The organism is Haloechinothrix halophila YIM 93223, from assembly GCF_000504245.1.
Taxonomy (GTDB): domain Bacteria; phylum Actinomycetota; class Actinomycetes; order Mycobacteriales; family Pseudonocardiaceae; genus Haloechinothrix_A; species Haloechinothrix_A halophila.
In genome coordinates this window covers 4023754-4043332 of record NZ_KI632509.1, presented here as the reverse complement: position 1 = coordinate 4043332, position 19579 = coordinate 4023754, and the positions used below count along the sequence as shown (strand labels likewise).

Annotated in this window: 14 protein-coding genes; 11 read left to right on the top strand and 3 right to left on the bottom strand. The window is 69.5% G+C overall.

Annotation, left to right across the window (positions count from 1 at the left end; all coding sequences use genetic code 11):
• Positions 1 to 64: 64 nt before the first annotated feature.
• Positions 65 to 697, bottom strand: a complete 633-nt coding sequence (locus AMYHA_RS18445; RefSeq protein ID WP_231104969.1) for a TetR/AcrR family transcriptional regulator — start codon at positions 695 to 697, stop codon at positions 65 to 67.
• 101 nt (positions 698 to 798) lie between these two features.
• Between AMYHA_RS18445 and AMYHA_RS18440 the strand changes: the two genes are divergently transcribed.
• From AMYHA_RS18440 to trpA, 5 genes are all read left to right on the top strand, one after another.
• The gene (locus AMYHA_RS18440) at positions 799 to 2346 is read left to right on the top strand and encodes an anthranilate synthase component I (protein WP_034272978.1); all 1548 of its coding nucleotides are present in this window, start codon (positions 799 to 801) and stop codon (positions 2344 to 2346) included.
• Positions 2339 to 2998 (top strand): Trp biosynthesis-associated membrane protein, encoded by a 660-nt coding sequence (locus tag AMYHA_RS18435; RefSeq protein ID WP_084037361.1) that lies wholly within the window; start codon positions 2339 to 2341, stop codon positions 2996 to 2998. Before AMYHA_RS18440 ends, AMYHA_RS18435 begins: the two co-directional genes overlap by 8 nt.
• Positions 2999 to 3127: 129 nt before the next feature.
• Complete coding sequence (trpC, locus tag AMYHA_RS18430) at positions 3128 to 3937, top strand: indole-3-glycerol phosphate synthase TrpC (protein ID WP_034272976.1); 810 nt, start codon at positions 3128 to 3130, stop codon at positions 3935 to 3937.
• Complete coding sequence (gene trpB, locus AMYHA_RS18425; protein WP_407919891.1) at positions 3934 to 5151, top strand: tryptophan synthase subunit beta; 1218 nt, start codon at positions 3934 to 3936, stop codon at positions 5149 to 5151. The genes trpC and trpB overlap by 4 nt, the downstream gene beginning before the upstream one ends.
• A complete protein-coding gene (gene trpA, locus AMYHA_RS18420; protein ID WP_034272970.1) occupies positions 5148 to 5924 on the top strand; it encodes a tryptophan synthase subunit alpha in 777 nt (258 codons plus the stop codon). Before trpB ends, trpA begins: the two co-directional genes overlap by 4 nt.
• Before the next feature lie 7 nt (positions 5925 to 5931).
• Here trpA and AMYHA_RS25960 read toward each other — a convergent pair whose 3' ends face one another.
• Together AMYHA_RS25960 and AMYHA_RS18410 are read right to left on the bottom strand one after the other, a co-directional pair.
• Positions 5932 to 6900 carry a hypothetical protein gene (locus tag AMYHA_RS25960; protein ID WP_051400067.1) on the bottom strand — a complete coding sequence of 323 codons (969 nt, stop codon included), beginning with the start codon at positions 6898 to 6900 and terminating at the stop codon, positions 5932 to 5934.
• 48 nt (positions 6901 to 6948) lie between these two features.
• Entirely contained in the window at positions 6949 to 8487 is a 1539-nt protein-coding gene (locus AMYHA_RS18410) for a M16 family metallopeptidase (RefSeq protein WP_051400066.1), read from the bottom strand.
• A 106-nt stretch (positions 8488 to 8593) separates the two neighbouring features.
• Between AMYHA_RS18410 and lgt the strand changes: the two genes are divergently transcribed.
• The 6 genes from lgt (at position 8594) to AMYHA_RS18380 (ending at position 19530) form a co-directional block, all read left to right on the top strand.
• Entirely contained in the window at positions 8594 to 9637 is a 1044-nt protein-coding gene (gene lgt / locus AMYHA_RS18405; protein ID WP_051400065.1) for a prolipoprotein diacylglyceryl transferase, read from the top strand.
• 150 nt (positions 9638 to 9787) lie between these two features.
• The gene (locus AMYHA_RS18400) at positions 9788 to 10705 is read left to right on the top strand and encodes a hypothetical protein (protein WP_034272967.1); all 918 of its coding nucleotides are present in this window, start codon (positions 9788 to 9790) and stop codon (positions 10703 to 10705) included.
• A 46-nt stretch (positions 10706 to 10751) separates the two neighbouring features.
• Complete coding sequence (gene gltB, locus AMYHA_RS18395; RefSeq protein ID WP_034272965.1) at positions 10752 to 15311, top strand: glutamate synthase large subunit; 4560 nt, start codon at positions 10752 to 10754, stop codon at positions 15309 to 15311.
• Complete coding sequence (locus AMYHA_RS18390) at positions 15304 to 16830, top strand: glutamate synthase subunit beta (protein WP_034272964.1); 1527 nt, start codon at positions 15304 to 15306, stop codon at positions 16828 to 16830. Before gltB ends, AMYHA_RS18390 begins: the two co-directional genes overlap by 8 nt.
• Before the next feature lie 180 nt (positions 16831 to 17010).
• Positions 17011 to 18081 carry a trypsin-like serine peptidase gene (locus AMYHA_RS18385; RefSeq protein WP_034272962.1) on the top strand — a complete coding sequence of 357 codons (1071 nt, stop codon included), beginning with the start codon at positions 17011 to 17013 and terminating at the stop codon, positions 18079 to 18081.
• 48 nt (positions 18082 to 18129) lie between these two features.
• The gene (locus AMYHA_RS18380; protein ID WP_034272960.1) at positions 18130 to 19530 is read left to right on the top strand and encodes a class II 3-deoxy-7-phosphoheptulonate synthase; all 1401 of its coding nucleotides are present in this window, start codon (positions 18130 to 18132) and stop codon (positions 19528 to 19530) included.
• Positions 19531 to 19579 lie beyond the last annotated feature (49 nt).

Sequence of the window (19579 nt, the reverse complement as noted above, 5' to 3'; positions counted from 1 at the left end):
ACTTTTCGCGAGAAAGTGTAACAGTTCGCTGGATTTGCACTGTGCTGTTCGAGTTTCTGCGCCCTCAGTCGATCTCGCCGGTCAGGTACCGCTGCAACGTCGGGGCGATGGCGGTCACGACGGTGTCGATGTCCGCCGAGGCCAGCGGATCGAACTGGACGACGTAGCGGACCATGCCGAGCCCGATCATCTGCGACGCCGCCAGCGTGGCGCGGAAAAGCTGCTGGTCGGAGCCGGTTGAGCGCAACACCTCGCTGAAGATGTAGCGGATGAAGAAGTCCCGCAGCAGGTGTATGGCCTGTTCGTGGCTGGTCACGCTGCGCACGATCGCGGCGAACGTGCCGCCGCCCGCTTCGTCCCATGTGGTGACGAACGTGCGGACGATCCGCTCGCCTAGCGTGTCCTGGTCGCCGTTGAGCAGCTGAGCGACCAGGTCTTTCGGACTGAACGGTAGCCGCAGCACTGCTTCCGCGAACAAGCCCTCCTTGCTGCCGAACCAGTGGTTGACCATGGCGGCGTCGACCCCGGCGCGCTGCGCGATACCCCGTACGGTGGCGCCGTCGTAGCCCGATTCGGCGAACACCTCGCGTGCCGCGTCGATCAGCGCGCCCTTGGTGTCGCTGCCACCGGGGCGCCGTCCACGTCGCTTGCTGCCCGTTGCGCTCGCCGTTGTCGACTGTTCGCTCACGGTGTCCATCATCGCGCATCGGGAGTGCGGCGCCTGTCAGCCACCACGCGACGCTGGTATGCCGCCACCCGACACGTTGGCGATTGCCAGTTGACGGCAGAATGACGCTTATGGTCAGTACCGGTCCCGCCCTGGGCGAGGTGAGCCCGAGCAAGGCGGAGTTCGCTTCGCTCGCGCCGTCCCGCAGGGTCATCCCCGTGGTTCGGACCCTGCTCGCCGACGCGGAGACGCCGATCGCGCTGTACCGCACACTCGCACAGGACCGGCCGGGCACATTCCTGTTCGAGTCGGCCGAGAACGGCGAGTCGTGGTCGCGGTGGTCGTTCATCGGCGTGCGCAGCCCTGCCGCACTCACCGTGCGTGATGGCCAGGCGTGTTGGCTGGGCACCCCGCCGGTCGGCCTGCCCACCGAGGGCAACCCGCTTGACGTCCTCCGCGAGTCCCTGGACATCCTCCACACCGAGCCGCTGCCAGGCATGCCGCCGCTGACCGGTGGGCTCGTCGGCTACATCGGCTACGACGCGGTGCGCTGGCTGGAACGGCTGCCGGAGCTGGCCGAGAACGACCTGCGCATCCCCGAGCTGATCATGTTGTTCGCGACCGACCTCGCCGCGTTCGACCACCACGAGGGCACGGTCACGCTCATCGCCAACGCCGTCAACTGGGACGACTCGCCAGAGCGGGTGGACGCTGCCTACGAGGACGCCGTGCGCAGGCTCGACGACATGACCGAGCAGCTGACCACCCAGGCCCCGCCGACCACGGCGATGTTCGAGCGGCCGGTGCCCGAGTTCACCCGCCGCCGCGACAAGCTGGACTATCACAAGGCCGTGCTGGAGGCGGTGGAGGCGATTCACGCGGGTGAGGCGTTCCAGGTGGTGCCCTCGCAGCGGTTCGAGATGACCACCGACGCCGATGCGCTCGACGTCTACCGCGTGCTGCGCAACACCAACCCGAGCCCGTACATGTACCTGCTGCGGCTCGACGGCTTCGATACCGAGGGCACCAAGATCGCGTTCGACATCGTGGGCTCCAGCCCGGAGTCGCTGGTCACGGTGCGCGACGGTCGCGCGACCACCCACCCCATCGCGGGCACCCGGTGGCGCGGACAGGACCCAGACGAGGACGCGCTGCTGGCGAAGGATCTGCTCGCCGACGACAAGGAGCGGGCGGAGCACCTGATGCTGGTCGACCTCGGCCGCAACGACCTCGGCCGGGTCTGCAAGCCGGGCACCGTGCACGTGGTGGACTTCTTCGCCATCGAGCGCTACAGCCACGTGATGCACATCGTCTCCACCGTCACCGGGCAGCTCGCCGACGACAAGTCCGCGTTCGACGCCGTAGCCGCCTGCTTCCCGGCAGGCACACTGACCGGCGCGCCGAAGGTGCGGGCGATGGAGCTGATCGAGGAGCTCGAACCCACTCGGCGCGGCCTGTACGGCGGCGTCGTCGGCTATTTCGACTTCGCCGGTGACGCCGATACCGCCATCGCGATCCGCACCGCGCTGATGCGCGATGGCACCGCCTACGTGCAGGCAGGTGGGGGAGTGGTGGCCGACTCCGACCCGGACTACGAGGACAACGAGTCGCTGAACAAGGCCCGCACGGTGCTCTCGGCCGTCGCCGCCGCCGCGACCATGCGAGATCCCCGTGGCTGACAGCCCTGACAGCCCTGACAGCCGTGGCGGCACCGACGGCTCAGGGGTCGGCAGCACCGGCAGCGCTGACAGCGACGGCTCAGCCGCGACGCGGTCCGCCAAGCGGAGCCTGCTGGTCACCATCGCGGTGCTGCTGCTCGGCGCGCTCGCGCTGTGGGGCTCCTCCCGGCTGACCTGGATCGAGGTGCCCGCTGGACTGACCATCGACGGCCGTCTTGCCGACGACCTCACCGGAGCGGACCTGGTCACCTGGCTGGTGCGGCTCGCGGTGCTCACGCTGGCCGCCGTGGCCGCCGTGCTGGCACTGCCCGGGCAGGTGCGGCGGGTGCTCGGGGTGGTGCTTGGCGCGGCGGGACTGGTGGTGCTGTGGCTCACCCTGAGCGGAGGCGCCTACGACGTCGCGTGGTCGGGACCAGCACCGGGCTATGACGTCACTGGCGAGCCGGAGCGCACGCTCGCCGGTCCGGCCGCTGCGCTCGCGGGGGCGGCGTTGTTGCTCGCGGCGGGAGTGCTGCTGCTGGCGCGCGGGCGCCGGATGCCCCGGCTCGGTGCCAAGTACTCCGCTCCCGGCGGCAAATCCCCAGCCAAGGACTCGGATGACGACCTCTGGCGCGCCCTGTCGGATGGGGAGGATCCCACGTCGGGGTCCTAGTCCGCTCCCGACCCCCGGGCGGGGATCGGCCGAAATGCGCGGGGTAGCATCTTTGCGGCGGGAAGGGAAAGGTTTTGTGATCGAGCTTGCGAGCACTGTGTCCGATCCGGTAATGCGTGAGGGCGCCCGGTGAGCGCACTGGAAGACATCATCGCGGGGGTCAGGGAGGACCTGGCCGAGCGAGAGAAGGCGTTGCCGTTCGACGAGCTCAAGCAGCGGGCCGCGAAGGCCCCCGAGCCTCGGAACGCCATCGCCGCGTTGAAGGAGCCAGGCATCGGCGTCATCGCCGAGGTCAAGCGGCGTAGCCCGTCCAAGGGGCAGCTCGCCGATGTCCCCGACCCCGCGGCTCTGGCCACTGACTATGCCGACGCTGGCGCGCGGGTGATCAGCGTGCTGACCGAGCAACGCCGATTCGGCGGCTCGCTCGCGGATCTCGACGCGGTGCGTGCGGCCGTGGACGTCCCGATCCTGCGCAAGGACTTCATCGTCAGCCCGTACCAGGTGCACGAAGCCCGCATGCACGGCGCCGACGTGGTGTTGCTGATCGTCGCCGCGCTGGAGCAGAACGCCCTCGCGGCGCTGCTGGACCGCGTCGAGTCGCTCGGCATGACGGCGCTGGTCGAGGTGCACAACGCCGAGGAGGCCGACCGGGCGCTGGAAAGCGGCGCTCAGGTCATCGGTGTCAACGCCCGCAACCTGCACAACCTCGAGGTGGACCGCGACGTCTTTAGCCGTCTCGCCCCCGGCCTGCCGCCGGAGGTGCTCAAGATCGCCGAGTCCGGTGTGCGCGGGCCAGGCGACCTGATGACCTACGCGGGCCACGGCGCCGACGCCGTCCTGGTCGGCGAGGGCCTCGTCGCCAGCGAGGACCCGAAGTCGGCGCTGGTGCAGCTGGTGACGGCTGGCTCGCACCCGGCGTGTCCGAGGCCGGCGCGGTGACTGAGCAGCAGCGCAAGCCGCACGACCCGGATGAGCGGGGACACTTCGGCCCGTACGGCGGCCGGTTCATGCCGGAGGCGCTCATCGGCGCGCTGGACGAGTTGGCCGCCGAGTACGACAAGGCGCAGCGGGACTCGGCGTTCGTCGAGGAGTTCACCCGGCTGCTCCGCGACTACGCCAACCGGCCATCTCTGCTGACTGAGGCACCTCGGTTCGCCGAGCACGCGGGCGGCGCGCGCATCTTCCTCAAGCGCGAGGACCTGAACCACACCGGCTCCCACAAGATCAACAACGTGCTGGGCCAGGCGCTGCTCACCAAGCGGATGGGCAAGAAGCGGGTCATCGCCGAGACCGGCGCTGGCCAGCACGGTGTCGCCACGGCGACCGCGTGTGCGCTGATGGGCCTGGAATGCACCGTCTACATGGGCCAGGTCGACACCGAGCGACAGGCGCTCAACGTCGCGCGGATGAACCTGCTCGGCGCGGAGGTCATCCCGGTGACCACCGGCTCGCGCACCCTCAAGGACGCCATCAACGAGGCGCTGCGGGACTGGGTCAGCAACGTCGACACCACCCACTACCTGCTTGGCACCGCGGCGGGGGCGCATCCGTTCCCGGTGATGGTGCGCAACTTCCACAAGATCATCGGCGAGGAGGCCCGCCGCCAGATCCTGGAGCAGGCAGGCAAGCTGCCGGACGCCGTCGCCGCCTGCGTCGGCGGCGGGTCGAACGCCATCGGCATCTTCCACGGCTTCATCGACGACCCGGACGTGCGGCTTGTTGGGTTCGAACCCGGCGGGCACGGCATCGACTCCGGCGAGCACGGCGCGACGCTCTCGCACGGCACACCCGGTGTGCTGCATGGCGCGCGGTCGTATCTGTTGCAGGACGACGACGGCCAGACCATTGAGGCGTACTCGATCTCGGCGGGCCTGGACTACCCAGGCGTCGGGCCAGAGCATGCCTGGCTGAAAGACACCGGCCGCGCCGAGTATCGCTCGGTCACCGACGACGAGGCGATGGACGCCTTCCAGCTGCTGTCCCGCACCGAAGGCATCATCCCCGCGATCGAGTCCGCGCACGCGCTCGCAGGCGCGCTGGTGCTGGGCCGCGAGCTGGGACCGGACGGGCTGATCGTGGTGAACCTGTCCGGCCGTGGCGACAAGGACATGGACACCGCCGCGAAGCACTTCGGCTACGTGGAGGACTCGTGAGCGGGCTCAACACGCTGTTCGAGCAGGTCAAGGCCGAGGACAGGGCGGCGCTGATCGGGTACCTGCCTGCCGGGTACCCCACCGTGGCCGAGTCGAAGGAACTCCTTGCCGCGATGATCGACGGCGGCTGTGACCTGGTCGAGGTCGGTGTGCCGTACTCCGACCCCGTCATGGACGGCCCGACGATCCAGGTCGCCGCCGACACGGCGTTGCGCAACGGCTTCCGGCTGCGCCAGACGTTCGACGTCGTCCAGTCGGTCACCGACCACGGCGGCCACGCGGTCGTCATGACCTACTGGAACCCGGTGCACCACTACGGCGTCGACGCCTTCGCGCGCGACCTCGCGGCGGCGGGTGGCCACGGCCTCATCACCCCAGACTTGGTTCCCGACGAGGCCGAGGACTGGCTCGACGTCTCCGAGCGCCACGAACTCGACCGGATCTTCCTGGTCGCGCCGTCGTCGTCGGAGGAACGTATCGTCCGTACCGTCAAGTCGTCGTCCGGGTTCGTCTACGCCACCGCCGTGATGGGCGTGACCGGCGCGCGGGAGTCGGTCGGCGCGGGCGCTGCCGAGTTGGTGCGGCGCACACGCGCCCACACCGACCTGCCGATCGGCGTCGGCCTCGGGGTGCGCTCCGGTGACCAGGCGGCCGAGGTCGCGAGCTTCGCGGACGCCGTCATCGTCGGCTCGGCGTTCGTCACGGCGGCGCAGGAGGGCACGGGCGCGGTCCGTGCCCTCGCGGAAGAACTCGCCGGGGGCGTCCGGCGCTGACCGGCGCCTACCGCAGCCCCAGCTTCCGCCGGACGGTCAGGAAGTCGTTGCCGGGCACGTAGTTCACGTACGCCCACGGTAGGAAAGCGGGCAGGGTCTGGCTGTCGACCCGCGTGAGGTGCCGCGCCGCGCGGTCGTAGTCACACATCATGTACAGCGCGGCGCCGAACAGATGGTGGACCTCGGGCGTGCGGATGTGCGGTTCCGCCTGCTCGAACCAGGCGTCCGACAGGCCGGTGAGCTGCGCCTGCACGTCGGGGTCCCGGAAGTGGTTCGGGAAGGTGTCCCGATCCATCGCGACTTCGAGGTGCGCCGCGACGGGCAGCGCCGCGATCGGGCTGCCGGGACCGGCGTTCGCGGCAGCCTTCTCGGCGAATTCGAGCACCTCCGTAGTGCTACCTGCCCATTTGCCGCACAGCACTTGGACCCGCGATGCGTGACCGCCGTAGAAGCGCGGACCGCGCTCGGTGAGCTGGCGCCAGACCTCGTCCAGCTCGGGTCGTCCCACCTGGAGTCCGAGTCCGCGCCACTGCAGCTGGTCCCACGGGTTCGGGTCGTTCGGGAGTAGCTCGGCGGCGCACATCAGCGGTGCGTGGGCGCCGCCGAGGAGCAGCCAGAACTGCTCGAACTGCTCCCTGCTGACCTGGGACGCCCTCTTACTGCTGCGCACGTCCCATGCGTGTGCGATTCGCGTGGCACCCAGCCACAGCGCGAGGTCCGCGTCGTCCGGCTGCTGGTCCGCGAGCCGTGCCAGCTCATCGACGTGCTGGACGGCGGCGTCGCGGAGGACGTCGAGCTCGACCGCGCGCCGTTCGTGGTCGGCGCGGGTGGCGGCGAGCTGACGCACGCCCGTGGCCAGATCGCCGGAGCGCACGGCCTGGGCTGCCGCCGCGAGTTCGGGGTCCTTCCTGATGTCGATCGCGGTCCACCTCTCCAGTCGCCACGCGCGGAACAGGCTTCGAAGCAGGGAGAACATGGGACGACGGTCCTTTCGTGGGTGCGGTGGGTGTCGTGTGCGCCGTGGTCAGCGGCGCTTCAGGCGGGCGACGATCCGCTCGACGGCGCTCACCGTGGGGCGCGGAATCTCTTGTGGCTCGCGTGGGGGCAGCGGGATCACCACGTCCGGGTCGACGCCGTTGTCAATGCGCTCGGGAAGGATGCCGCCGCCGCGCCACATGTTCGGTTCGACGTGCAGCACGAGCCCGTCGGTCCCGTACAGCCTGCGTGCGCCGTCCGGCCACGCGAGCATCGCGCCGCAGTCGGCGAACGGGATCGTGGTGAACACCGGGCCTTCGACCTCGCTGATCCCGCGCGGGCCGATGACCAGCCGCAGGTGGCCGTCCTGGTCCGGCCCGATGGTGCGCTGCTCGGACGACGTCGCCGAGCGCCACGACGTCAGGACCGTGCCGTCGACGGTGCCCGGTGAACCCAGCGGTACCGGCGCGTATCTGTCCTCCGGTGGCGCGTGGCCCGGCGGCGTCATCAGCACGGCGGTGTCGTGTGCCTGCCGCGCCGCGGCGTGCACGGCGTCTGGTGTCACCGCCGTCAGTTCCGCCTCGTAGTCGGCGAGGCGCAGCGGTGACATGCCGAGCAGTTCGGACATCGCTGCCGTCACGGTGAACCCGGATGCCGCGCCCGGCTCCCGGATCGCGGCGTTGATCGGCGCGATGGCATCGGCGAGCTCGTCGGTGCTCGGCGGTTCGACGGCGAGTCGGTCCAGGACCCGGGTGAACGCGGGCACCAACTCGTCGTAGGCGGCGGGAAGCGCGTCCGCGAACGCGACGATGTGCGCGTGCTCGGCGTCCCGTGGCGTGTACGCGGCGCTGGGACTGTAGCTCAGGCCGGAGTCGATCCGCAGCTCCCGGTGCAGCCGCCTGCCCAGCAGTTCCGAGTACACCTTGGCGGCGGTGGAGCGTTCCACGACGCCACCCCACCCGACGCCGTTGACCGGCGCGGGGAAGGTGGCGGGCGTCCTCGGCAGGGCATCAGTGGGTGCGGGCGGCGGCATGCGGGGGCCGTCGGGGAGGTCGATCCGCAGCCCGTCCGGGGGCGGTCCGCCGATCAGCCACAGGGCGGCGTTGCCCCGGGTGAACCATCGTCGGGACCAGTCGCGCAGCTCGTCCGCCGAGTGCTGTCCTACACCGAACTCGGGGTAGCCGGGCAGGCCGTAGCTCGCGGCGCCGTAGCGGCAGACGTCGATGGCGGTGCTGACCGAGTCGCCACGCCCGTCCGCCTCGGTGCGCAGGATCTGCACCTCCGCCTCCCGCCGGTCGACGGGGAGGTCGGTGAGGGCGCGGCACACCGTGGCGACGAATTCGCGGACCTCGTCCGGCGAGCCGTGGGTGGCGAACGTCGTCGTGATCGCGTCGACTTCGCCGTTGATGCCGTGGGCTGGCTGGCCGAGTGGATGTAGCGCCAAGTGCTCGATGAGATGGGTGATGCCCCGCTTGGCGAGCGGTTCGTCGACCTGGCCGACACGGAACACCAGACCGGCCCGCAGCTCCCCGTCGTAGTCGCACCAGAACGTCGGAACGCCGTTAATGTCAGTGCGGACCCAGTCCATCCGCCCACCCCCTCGTTGCCTGGATGGCCCCATTCGCGACGGCGGAGTGTAGCGTGCGGCTGGGGTGTCGGAATCCGGGCCCATCGGGACGCGCTACTGTAGCGCCGTGAACATCGCAGCAGGCCCCGTCCTCGCCAGCTTCCCCAGCCCGCCGCAGGGCGTGTGGCAACTCGACCTCGGGTTCATCACGCTGCCGATCCGCGCTTATGCGCTGTGCATCATCGCGGGCATCATCGTCGCGATCTGGTGGGGTGACCGGCGCTGGGTCGCACGCGGCGGCACCAAGGGCACGATCATCGACATCGCGGTCTTCGCCGTCCCGTTCGGCCTGGTCGGTGGCAGGTTGTACCACGTACTGACCGACTACCAGCGCTACTTCGGCGAGGGCGCCAACCCGATCGACGCCGTCAAGATCTGGGATGGCGGCCTCGGCATCTGGGGTGCCATCGCGCTCGGTGCGGTCGGTGCCTGGATCGCATGCCGGACCAGGGGTATCCCGCTGCCCGTTGTCGCCGACGCCGTGGCGCCCGGCATCGTGGTCGCGCAGGCGATCGGCAGGCTCGGCAACTACTTCAACCAGGAGCTTTACGGCCGCGAGACCGACGTGCCGTGGGGCCTGGAGATCTACCAGCGGATCAACCAGGAGACAGGCCAGCTCGATCAACTGCTCGGTGAGTCGACCGGCGAGGTCATCGCCGTCGTCCACCCGACGTTCCTGTACGAGCTGCTGTGGAACCTCGGCGTCGCGGTGCTGCTGGTGTGGGCCGACCGCAGGTTCCGCCTCGGCCACGGCCGGGTGTTCGCGCTCTATGTCGCCGGGTACACCGCGGGCCGGTTCTGGATCGAGATGATGCGCAGCGACCCGGCGACCGAGGTCTTCGGCGTCCGCATCAACGTCTGGGTCTCGGCGCTGGTGTTCCTCGGTGCGGTGGTCTACCTGGTGCTGGCGAAGGGCCGCGGCGGCAGGGAAGCACCGGAGGTCGCCGCCGGTAAGGCAGGGGCGGCGGAATCTCACGCTGATGGTGGCGACGCCGACGACGCGGACGCTGAGGACACCGCAACGAGCACCGATTCTTCCGACGTCGCGACCGGTCGCGAGATCACCGAGTCCGATGCGGAGGGCAGCGAACAGCGCTCCTCTGATAGCTGACGCTGCTCACACCATCCCCGTGCGTCTCTCGTGCCCCGAGCTGAGGCCCCGCTGAGAAATCAGCGGACAATTCGAGACAGAGCACTAGTCTCGGATCGTTCCTGATCTTTCGGCTGGCTTTACCGGGCTGGCTCCGCAGAGGGAGGCGCCATGACAGTGGTGGCCATCGGGTGTGCGCTCGCGTCGGCGGTGTTCGCGGCGCTGGGCGCGTTCCTGCAGCACAGCGGTGTGCGCCAGGTCAGCGTGGACGGATCGCTGCGGCTGCGCACCCTGCCGCTGCTGCTGCGTGAGCGCACCTGGCTGCTGGGCGTACTGGCGCACGTCGGCACCGCCGCCGCGCAGATCACCGCGATCGCGCTCGCGCCGCTGGTTGTGGTGCAACCGATCGTGGTCCTTTCGCTGCCGCTGGTGGCGCTTTTCGGCGCCCGCGCCAGCGGCAGCAGGCTCAGCTCGCTGGCCATCACCGGTATCGCGACGACGGCGGGCGGGCTCGCGGTCTTCGTCGCGCTCAGTGCCCGGACCGCTGTCGCCACACCGGTGAGCGCCGACCAGACATTGCTCGCTGGCGAGATCGTCGCCGCGTTCGCGCTGGTGCTTGTCGGGTTCGGCGCGAGCCGCACCGGTCGCGCCCGGTGTCTCGCGTTCGCGGTGGCGGCGGGCGCGCTCTACGGCCTGGTGTCGGTGCTGATCCGCCGTATCACGCAAGCGGTCATGGTGATGGATCAGCCGGGTTTCCCGTGGCTGTCCGCGCTCGGGCTGGCGGCGGCGTTCCTCGCCGGGTCGTGGCTGATCCAGGTCGCCTATGCCAGCGGCCCGCCGGATCTCGTCGTCGCCTGCGGCACAGCGCTCAACCCGATCACCGCCATCCTGATCGGTGTCAGTGTGCTCGGTGAGACAGCGGGCATCGGCGCTGGCACGACGATGACGCTCACGGTGTGCGGCGGTGTCGCCGTGTTTGGCATCGCCCTGCTCGCGCACTCTCACGCGGCGGCCTTCGCAGCCCCGGCAGGTGAACCAGACGTCTCACCAAATGCTTCTGGGCGGGCCAACAGCGTGCGGGATCGTTAGACTGTGAACGCAGTGACCTCGCGCAGACGCGCACATCGGAGGCCGCATGCTGTTCTCGGCACTCCCACAGCGGCATAACGGCTATGACCCCGCGGCCGAACACGACGGCTGCGGAGTCGCGATGGTTGCCGACATTCAGGGCAGGCGCTCGCACGACATCATCAGCGATGGCCTGACGGCGCTGGACAACCTCGAACACCGCGGCGCGGCGGGTGCGGAGCCCACCAGCGGCGACGGTGCGGGCATCCTGCTGCAACTTCCCGACGAGCTGCTGCGCGCCGACGTCGACTTCGCCCTGCCGGAACCCGACGCGGAGCACGGCAACACCTATGCCGCCGGGATCGCGTTCCTGCCGGACGGCGAGCGCGGGGAGGAAGCCATCGCGCTGGTGGAACGGGTTGCCGCCGAGGAAGCCCTCGACGTCATCGGCTGGCGGGAACTGCCCATCGACCCCGACCGCGCCGAGATCGGACCCACCGCCCGCGAGGTCATGCCGCGCATGGCGGTGCTGTTCGTCGCCGACCCCGGCGGCGCGGCGGGTATCACGCTGGACCGGCAGGTCTATGGCCTGCGCCGGCGCGCCGAGCATGAGAGTGCGGCCGAGGGCTGCGGGATGTACTTCCCGTCGCTGTCCGCCCGCACGATCGTGTACAAGGGCATGCTCACCGCGCCGCAACTACGAGAGTTCTTCCCCGACCTGCGCGACGAACGCTGCACCAGCGCGATCGCGCTGGTGCACAGCCGGTTCTCCACCAACACCTTCCCGTCGTGGCCGCTGGCGCACCCGTACCGGTACGTCGCCCACAACGGTGAGATCAACACCATCCGAGGCAACCGTAACCGGATGCGCGCCCGCGAAGCGCTGCTGGAGTCCGAGCTGATCCCCGGCGACCTGGCGCGGCTGTATCCGATCTGCTCGGCGGAGAACTCCGACTCCGCGTCGTTCGACGAGGTGCTGGAACTGCTGCACCTCGGCGGCAGGAGTCTGCCGCACGCGGTCATGATGATGATCCCGGAGGCGTGGGAGAACCACGCCACCATGGACCCGAAGCGCAGGGACTTCTACCAGTTCCACGCCAGCTTGATTGAGCCGTGGGACGGTCCCGCCAGCGTCACGTTCAGCGACGGTGCCGTCGTTGGCGCGGTGCTCGACCGCAACGGCCTGCGCCCTGCCCGCTGGTGGCGCACGGTTGACGACCGCGTGGTACTGGCCAGTGAGGCTGGCGTGCTCGACCTGCCGCCGGAACGCATTTCCGCCAAGGGCAGGCTGAAGCCGGGCCGGATGTTTCTTGTCGACACCGAGGCTGGGCGGCTTGTCGACGACGACGAGATCAAGGACGACCTCGCCAGCGAACACCCCTATGGCGATTGGGTGCACGCCGGGCTGCTCGCGCTCGCCGACCTGCCCGATCGCGAGCACATCGTGCAGCCCCACGAAGCGGTGCTGCGCCGCCAGCTGACTTTCGGCTACACCGAGGAGGAACTCAAGATCCTGCTCGGCCCGATGGCGACGAGCGGGGCGGAGCCGGTCGGCTCGATGGGTACCGACACCCCGCCCGCCGTCCTCTCGCGCCGCTCCCGGCTGCTCTACGACTACTTCTTCCAGCAGTTCGCGCAGGTCACCAACCCGCCGCTGGACGCGATACGGGAGGAACTGGTCACCTCGATGGCGCGGATCATGGGCCCGGAGCAGAACCTGCTCGCGCCCGGCCCCGCGTCGTGTCGCCACATCCAGTTGCCGCTGCCGGTCATCGACAACGACGAACTGGCCAAGCTGATCCACATCAACGACGACGGCGACCTGCCCGGCTTCGCCTGCCGGGTGCTGAGTGGGCTCTACGACGTCGACGGCGGCGGGCAGGCGCTCGGCGACGCGATCGAGCGGGTGCGCCAGCAAGCGTCGCGAGTGATCGCGGACGGCGCGCGCATCCTGGTGCTCTCCGACAGGGACTCCGACCGCCGCTGGGCGCCGATCCCGTCGTTGCTGCTGGTCTCGGCGGTGCACCACCACCTGGTGCGCACCAAGGAACGACTCCGCGTCGCCCTCGTCGTCGAGACCGGCGACGCCCGCGAGGTGCACCACATCGCGCTGCTGCTCGGGTACGGCGCGGCGGCGGTGAACCCGTACCTGGCATTCGAGTCCATTGAGGACTTGATCGCCGCTGGTGCGATCACCGATGTCGACCCACCGGTCGCGATCCGCAACTACGTCACCGCGCTGGTCAAGGGCACGCTCAAGATCATGTCCAAAATGGGCATCTCCACCGTGGGCGCCTACACGGCGGCGCAGGTGTTCGAGGCGGTCGGGCTCGGCCAGGACATCCTCGACGAGTACTTCACCGGCACCACGTCGGTGCTGGGGGGTGTCGGCCTCGACGTCCTCGCCGAGGAGGTCGCGTATCGGCACCGGCGCGCCTACCCGGAGAACCCCACCGACCGCGCCCACCGGGGCCTCGACTCCGGCGGCGAGTATGCCTACCGGCGCGAGGGCGAGTTGCACCTGTTCACGCCGGAGACGGTGTTCCTGCTGCAGCACGCCAGCACCACCGGCCGCGAGAAGGCGTACCGCGCTTACACCGACGAGGTGCACCGGCTGGAACGCGAGGGGTGCGCGCTGCGCGGTTTGTTCGAGCTGCGTGGCGAGCGGGAACCGATCTCGGTGGACGAGGTGGAGTCCGTCGAGTCGATCTGCCGCCGCTTCAACACCGGCGGGATGTCCTACGGCGCGATCTCCGCCGAGTCACACGAGACGCTCGCCATCGCGATGAACCGCATCGGCGGGCGCTCCAACTGCGGCGAGGGTGGCGAGGACGCCGACCGGCTCTACGACCCGGAGCGGCGCAGCGCGATCAAGCAGGTCGCCTCAGGGCGGTTTGGCGTCACCAGCGAATATCTGGTCCATGGCACCGACATCCAAATCAAGATGGCCCAAGGCGCGAAGCCGGGGGAGGGTGGCCAGCTACCGCCGAACAAGGTGTATCCGTGGATCGCGCGCACCCGGCACTCCACCCCCGGCGTTGGGCTGATCTCGCCACCGCCCCACCACGACATCTACTCCATCGAGGATCTGGCACAGCTCATCCACGACCTCAAGAACGCCAACGACCAGGCGCGCGTGCACGTCAAGCTGGTCAGCGAGTTCGGCGTCGGCACTGTCGCGGCCGGGGTGGCGAAGGCCCACGCCGACGTCGTGCTGATCTCCGGCCACGACGGCGGGACAGGTGCCGCGCCGTTGAACTCGCTCAAGCACGCCGGGACGCCATGGGAGATCGGACTCGCGGAGACGCACAAGACGTTGCTGCTCAACGGCCTGCGCGACCGGATCAGGGTGCAGGTCGACGGCGGCCTCAAGACCGGCCGTGACGTCGTTGTCGCCGCGTTGCTTGGCGCCGAGGAGTACGGCTTCGCCACCGCGCCGCTCGTTGTCGAGGGTTGCATCATGATGCGCGTCTGCCACCTCGACACCTGCCCGGTCGGCGTCGCCACCCAGAGCCCTGAGCTGCGCGAACGTTATACCGGGCAGGCAGACCACGTGGTCAACTTCTTCCGGTTCGTCGCGCGGGAGGTCCGCGAGATCCTCGCCTCGCTGGGCCTGCGCAGCCTCGACGAGGCGGTCGGGCACGCCGAGTTCCTGCGGACCGACGAAGCCATCGAGCACTGGAAGGCAGGCGGGCTCAACCTCGGGCCGGTGTTCGACATGCCGCGCCGCTCGCCGTACGGCGGCGCGCTGCACCAGACCCGCGAGCAGGACCACGGGCTGGATCAGGCGCTGGACCGCACGGTGATCCAGCTGGCCGACGCCGCGCTGGAGGACGCGCTGCCGATGCGGCTGGAACTGCCGGTGCGCAACGTCAACCGCACGGTCGGCACTCTGCTCGGCGCGGAGATCACCCGCCGCTACGGTGGTGAGGGCCTGCCGGACGGCACCATCGAACTGACGCTCACCGGCTCGGCGGGGCAGTCTCTTGGCGCGTTCCTGCCGCCAGGCGTGACGATCGACCTGATCGGCGATGCCAACGACTACGTCGGCAAGGGATTGTCCGGCGGCAGGATCGCGGTGCGGCCGCACCCGGACACCGAGTTCGAGGGGACGGGGCCGGAGGAGCATGTCATCGCGGGCAATGTGATCGCCTATGGCGCCACCGGCGGGGAAATCTACCTGCGGGGCAAGGTGGGGGAGCGCTGCTGTGTGCGCAACTCCGGCGCCACCGTCGTCGCCGAGGGCGTCGGGGACCACGCCTTCGAGTACATGACCGGTGGCACTGCCGTCGTGCTCGGCCCGACCGGACGCAACCTCGCGGCTGGTATGTCCGGCGGCGTCGGCTACGTGCTCGACCTCGACCCGCAGCAGGTCAACCAGGCCATGGTGGACCTGCAGGAACCCACAGCGGACGACCTCGCGACGCTCAAGGACGTCATCGAGGCGCACCACACCCGCACCGGCTCCACGCTGGCCGCCTCGCTGCTCGGCGACTGGACCCGCCGGTCGGCCGGGTTCACCAAGGTGATGCCACGCGATTACCAGCGGGTGATGGAGGCCATCCGGCGCGCTCGTGCGCAGGGCCGTGACGTCGATGAAGCGATCATGGAGGCGGCGCGTGGCTGACCCCACCGGCTTCCTCAAGTACCCGCGACGCGACATGCCGAAGCGGCCCATCGACGAGCGCACCGGCGACTGGGACGAGGTCTACCTCGACAGCCACACCGACCCCGCGGAGCGCAACGCCGACGTGGCCGAGCAGGCCACCAGGTGCATGGACTGCGGCATCCCGTTCTGCCATTCCGGCTCGGCAGGCTGCCCGCTCGGCAACCTGATCCCGGAGTGGAACGACCTGGCGCGCAGGGGCGACTGGGAGGCGGCCGCCGAGCGGTTACACGCCACCAACAACTTCCCGGAGTTCACCGGAATGCTGTGCCCCGCGCCGTGCGAGGCGGGCTGCGTACTCGCGATCAGCCCGGAATCCGGGGGCGCGGTCACCATCAAGCGGGTCGAGCAGGCCATCGCCGACAACGCCTGGGAACGTGGCTATGCGCAGCCCGAGCGCGCCGAGGTGATCACTGGCAAGAGCGTCGCCGTCGTCGGTTCGGGCCCCGGCGGGCTCGCGGCCGCGCAGCAGCTCACCCGCGCCGGGCACGACGTCACCGTGTATGAGCGCGACGACCGGCTCGGCGGCCTGATGCGCTACGGCATCCCCGAGTTCAAGATGGCGAAGCACCGTCTTGAGCAGCGCCTCGCTCAGCTGCGCGCCGAGGGAACCCGGTTCGTCACCAACTGCGAGGTCGGCGTCGACGTCACCGTGCCAAGGCTGCGGGAGTGGTTCGACGCGGTGGTGCTCGCCGTCGGCGCGCTCAACGGCCGCGACGACACGACCACACCCGGGCGTGAGCTGGACGGCATCCACCTCGCGATGAACCACCTGGTGCCCGCCAACAAGGAGTGCGAGGGCGACGGCCCGACCTCGATCTCCGCCGAGGGCAAGCATGTGATCATCGTCGGCGGCGGCGACACCGGCGCGGACTGTTACGGCACCGCGACGCGCCAGGGCGCGCTGTCGGTGACCCAGCTCGACCAGTATCCGCGCCCACCAACCGAGCGCGACGAGGAACGTTCCCCGTGGCCGACCTGGCCGTACATCTTGCGTACCTATCCCGCGCACGAGGAAGGCGGCACCCGAGAGTTCGCCGTCGGCATCGAACGATTCGTGCCGGGCACCGGCGACGACGCCGGACACGTCCGCCATATCGACCTGCGGCCGGTACGGGTGCACAAGGACTCCGTCAGCGGGCGTCGCGAGGTCATCCCTGTCGGTGACGAGGTGCGCCGCATCCCCGCCGACTTGGTGCTGCTGGCGATCGGGTTCACCGGGGTGGAGCCGATGCGGCTGCTGGACGACCTCGGTATCACGCTCACGCCGCGCGGCGCCATCTCGTGCGGACCCGACTGGCAGACGTCCGCCGAGGGCGTGTTCGTGTGCGGCGATGCCCACCGGGGCGCGTCGCTGATCGTGTGGGCGATCGCCGAGGGCCGCTCGGTCGCCCGCGCCGTCGACGCCTACCTCACCGGCGTCTCTGAGCTGCCCGCCCCGGTACACCCCACGGCGTTACCACTCGCGACCATCAGCTGACGCTCGGTAGCGATTTGGTCGAGGGTGCGTCACACCGCGGCGTTGCTCTGTTCAGGTACTAGCGCGGTTAACACGTATTGCTCGGCGCGGGTGGTCGCTTACCGTCGAGCCAGTTGATCCCTGCGATGAGGTCAGTGTCAGCGCTGGCCTCGGCGGCGAGGGCCAGTGATGAGGACGAGGATGAAGCGACTGATCGCACGACTGTCCGCGATGTGTGCCGGGGTCGCGCTGGCCTCGGCGGCGATGGCGCCCCAGGCGGTGGCTGGCGACGCGCTCCCAGCGGTCCCGGCCGCTACTGCCGCCGCGGCCACCACCGCCGACGCAACGGGTACCGCTGCCAGTCACCTGGTCACCGACGCGGTATCGGCGGCCGACGCGACCGGCTATTGGACGCCGGAGCGCATGCGCGAGGCCGTCGAGCTGGACAAGATCGAGCTGTCCCGGCTGCCCGACCTTGGCGATGTCCGGGTCGGTGAGCCGACGTCGGTGGCGCCGAGCCCCGCTGGCGACCTGCTGCGGACGTCGCGCCTGCTGTCCGGTCTGCCCGGCGTCGGCGCTGGGTCCTCGACTGAGGAGACCACCGGCAGCCCGTGGACCGACGGCGGCGAGGTCGTCGCCACGACGGGCAGGGTGTTCTTCACCATCGATGGCAGGGACGCTTCCTGCAGCGGCAACGCCGTCACCAGCGAGAACAACAGCACCGTGATCACCGCGGGCCACTGTGTGAAGTACAAGGGCAGTTGGCACTCCGACTGGATCTTCGTGCCCGCCTACCGCGACGGCGAGGCGCCGTATGGCGAGTGGCCCGCCGCGAGTACGCACACGACGCCGCAATGGAACGCCACCGAGGACATCAACTACGACATCGGTGCCGCCGTGGTTCGATCGGTCGGCGGGCAGCGGCTCACCGATGTCGTCGGCGGCCAGGGCATCGCGTTCAATCAGCCGCGCGGCCAGCGAACGCACGCGTTCGGCTACCCGGCCGCCGACCCGTACGACGGCAGCAGGCTGATCTACTGTGCGGGGACGACGTTCGACGACTTCCTGTTCTCCAACGACCTCGGCCTGAACTGCGACATGACCGGCGGGTCGAGCGGCGGGCCGTGGTTCATCGACTTCAACCCGCTGCGCGGCACCGGCATGCAGAACTCGGTGAACAGCTTTGGCTATGTATTCCTGCCGAACGTGATGTTCGGCCCGTACTTCGGCGACGCGGCTCGGCAGCTCTACCAGGACGTGCAGACCCGCTAGCGCCCACCCGCAGACGCAGCAACGGCGCGGAAGTGCGCCGCCCGTATCATGGGGTTCGTGAATTGGACAGTTGACGTCCCCATGAACACGCTGCCGCCGCTGCCGCCGTTGCCTACTGAGTTGCGTAAGCGGTTGAACGACGCGCTCGCGTTGCCGGCGGCCCAGCAGCCGGAGTGGCCGGACGACGAGAACCTGCTGCATGTGCGCGGTGTGCTGGAGTCGGTTCCGCCGATCACGGTGCCCGCCGAGGTCGATCGGCTCACTCAGCGGCTGGCGAGTGTTGCCAACGGCGAGGCTTTCCTGCTGCAGGGGGGTGACTGCGCGGAGACGTTCGAGTCCAACACCGAGCCGCACATCCGTGCCAACCTGCGCACGCTGTTGCAGATGGCGGTGGTGCTGACGTACGGCGCGAGCCTGCCGGTGATCAAGGTCAGCCGGATCGCGGGCCAGTATGCCAAGCCGCGGTCCAACTCGACGGACGCGCTCGGGCTGCCGGTCTATCGGGGCGACATCGTCAACTCGCTCGCGGCGTCGCCCGAGATGCGGGTGCCTGACCCTGCCCGCATGATCCGTGCCTACGCCAATTCCGGTGCGGCGATGAACCTGGTGCGCGCGCTGACCGCGGCGGGCATGGCCGATCTGGCGCATCTGCACGACTGGAACAAGGACTTCGTGATGAACTCGCCAGCCGGGGAGCGTTATGAGGCCCTTGCCAGCGAGATCGATCGGGGTCTGCGGTTCATGTCGGCCTGCGGTGTCAACGACTCCTCGCTGCACACCACCGAGATCTACGCCAGCCACGAGGCGCTGCTGCTCGACTACGAGCGCGCCATGCTCCGGCTCGACGATCCGGAGTCGAGCGACGCCCAGCTCTACAACCTGTCCTCGCACTTCCTGTGGATCGGTGAGCGCACCCGCCAGCTCGACGGCGCGCACATCGCGTTCGCCGAGATCATGGCCAACCCGATCGGCGTCAAGATCGGCCCGACCACCACGCCGGAGCAGGCGGTGGAATACGTCGAACGGCTCGACCCGCACAACCAGCCGGGCAGGCTCACGCTGATCGCGCGGATGGGCAACGGCAAAGTGCGCGAGGTGCTGCCCGCGATCGTGGAGAAGGTCGAGGCCTCCGGCCACAAGGTCATCTGGCAGTGCGACCCGATGCACGGCAACACACACGAGTCGTCCAATGGTTACAAGACCCGCCACTTCGACCGCGTCGTCGACGAGGTGCAGGGCTTCTTCGAGGTGCACCGCGCACTCGGCAGCTACCCCGGCGGCATCCACGTCGAACTGACCGGCGAGGACGTCACCGAATGCCTCGGTGGCGCGCAGGACATCTCCGACCTGGACCTCTCCGGCCGCTACGAAACCGCCTGCGACCCGAGACTCAACACCCAACAGTCACTCGAGCTAGCATTCCTCGTCGCGGAAATGCTACGCAACTAGCCCGCACCTGTCGGGTTCCGCGCTCGTGACGCCGTGTTCCGCGTTCGCC